1 protein-coding gene and 1 pseudogene are annotated in these 2023 nt (G+C 36.1%); both read right to left on the bottom strand.

Annotated features, from left to right (window positions below):
* Positions 1 to 106: pseudogene (locus B092_RS15555) on the bottom strand (IS66 family transposase); the annotation flags it as partial.
* Positions 107 to 696: 590 nt separating this feature from the next.
* Positions 697 to 1794: a DMT family transporter gene (locus tag B092_RS0112845; protein ID WP_018575632.1), complete on the bottom strand. Its 1098-nt coding sequence runs from the start codon at positions 1792 to 1794 to the stop codon at positions 697 to 699.
* Between the last annotated feature and the right edge of the window lie 229 nt (positions 1795 to 2023).

Here is a 2023-nt window from a genome sequence, read left to right as displayed (position 1 = left end):
TATCAATCGGCATCATGCCATCATCCAATAGGCGTGTTAAGGCCGTCCAATTACTTAGACTATAACGAATTGCTTTAGCGATAGCGGAGTTAGGTAGGACTAGTTTTGTACTGGTGTCACAACCATGTTGTCAGCTGCTTCCTTCGGTAACGGGTTTAAGTAATGCTGGAGATGATCTAAGCAGTGGGGAGGAATTGAATTTCTCGCTTTTATCTCATGTTGGATGAGCGTTAAGACCTGTGTTGTAGTTAGCTCACATTAATTAGCTTCTGGATGGCGTGGAATCTGCGTTGGGTATGCACTCAATAACTGCTTTTAAGGACTTGATTACTGGTTGCTAAAGTTATGCTCATTGTCAATGCATTTTCAAGTGCATTTTAAGCATGGGTGAATAAGTTGCTGTTGGCGCCATGCCTTGCTGTATTTCTTCTTTAATTGTTTAATTCCCTTTTTAACTGTATGCATTTAGTACTTATTCTATAGTTGGCATTAAGTTAAATGATTTTATTGTTGTGTTTTGTTGTTAAAAAGCTCTAATAAAATATAGGGAAAACCTTCATTAGTGATTTTTGATGATAACTAATTGATCATGGAATTTTTTATTCTCTTTTGAACTGCTGTTAAATAAAAAACCCGAAACTGATAAATTCACCAGTTCCGGGTTGATGAGACTTAGTCGTCTAATTCGTTAAGAAATTACTCGTTTGTAAGTTCGCCAGATTTTCCACTGATTTTTTTGTAAAGAGTGGTAAGTAATCCGTTTTGATAAGCGACAGTAACGAGTGTGATAATAACACCCACTACTTGCAACCAAGATAAGCTTTCGCCAAACATCAATGGGGCGATGATCGCTACTGTGGCAATTGGGCTAAGGATGAGAAGTCCTGCAACAATTGTTGGGTTTAGACGAATTGAACCATATTGGGTAAATGTCCAAGCAATAGCGTGACTAAAGATACCAAGAACTAACATCCAGAACCAGTTCATACCAGTAAGAGGGTCACCAGGTGTTGTCTCAGGATTTTCAACAGGTAAGTAACCATCGATTAACACACCATTGACAATATCAAAAGTACTGAAACCTATTAAGATCATGAACAATGGAGCGATAAGCTGGGAAGCACTAGAAATAAAGATAGGTGTAACGAACTGATTGACGTTGTTAATTCTGCCCGCTTTTCTGGTAGTGTAAAGATAAATACCATAGCAGATACCAGAAATTAGACCACACACAGTTCCTAATAGTGCTAATGTATAACCGTAGATATGAGTAGGACCTTGAACGTTTTCATCAATACCGAAGATGAGCGGCTCGATAGCGCCTCCAGATAAAATAACACCAAAAAGTAATGTCGGAGCGATGACAAGATAGCTAAGTGGAATTCTTTCTTTATCTAGAAAAAATGCTAACGCAGGAAGGATAATAACCTGGATGTTAAGTAAAACTGAAGCGATACCTGAACCAACATAGTAGGTTGAGTAGTTCCACGCAGTAAAGTCAATACCTAAGAAAAATCCAGCTATCATGCATAGCCAAATACCTTTCTTGTTGAAGTTGCCATATTTTTTGATTTCTCTTATGACAAATGGAAGCATAACAATAACACCGATACCGCAGCGAAGAATCACAGCCGTCTCAGGGTTAAAGTTAGAAAGTTTTGTAAAAGGGGCACTGAAAGCAAGCGCTACAATACCCAGTAATAAAATGATATAGGTACTTTTACTATTATCGTAATTGCTACTTTCAACTTGATTTATTTCAAGTTTATTAATGCCAATATCGCTGTTACCCATGACACATGCTACTCCTAAAATATTACATTTGTTAATGCATTAGATAAAACTAATAAAAAATTAACAAAATAATTAAAAAAGACAACTTAATTGTTAATTATAGTGAATAAATTAAGTCAATATGATTGAAAAAATGAGACTTTTGCATAAAAACGGTTAAATAGCGCTTTTTTGTTCTACTTGGAAATTTTTTGATTTTTTTGGAAATTTTCGACAAATTTCACCCCGC

The sequence above is a fragment of the Oligella ureolytica DSM 18253 genome, from assembly GCF_000373745.1.
Taxonomy (GTDB): domain Bacteria; phylum Pseudomonadota; class Gammaproteobacteria; order Burkholderiales; family Burkholderiaceae_B; genus Oligella; species Oligella ureolytica.
The sequence above is the reverse complement of the archived record's forward strand: the minus strand, read 5'-3'. Positions and strand labels throughout refer to the sequence as shown.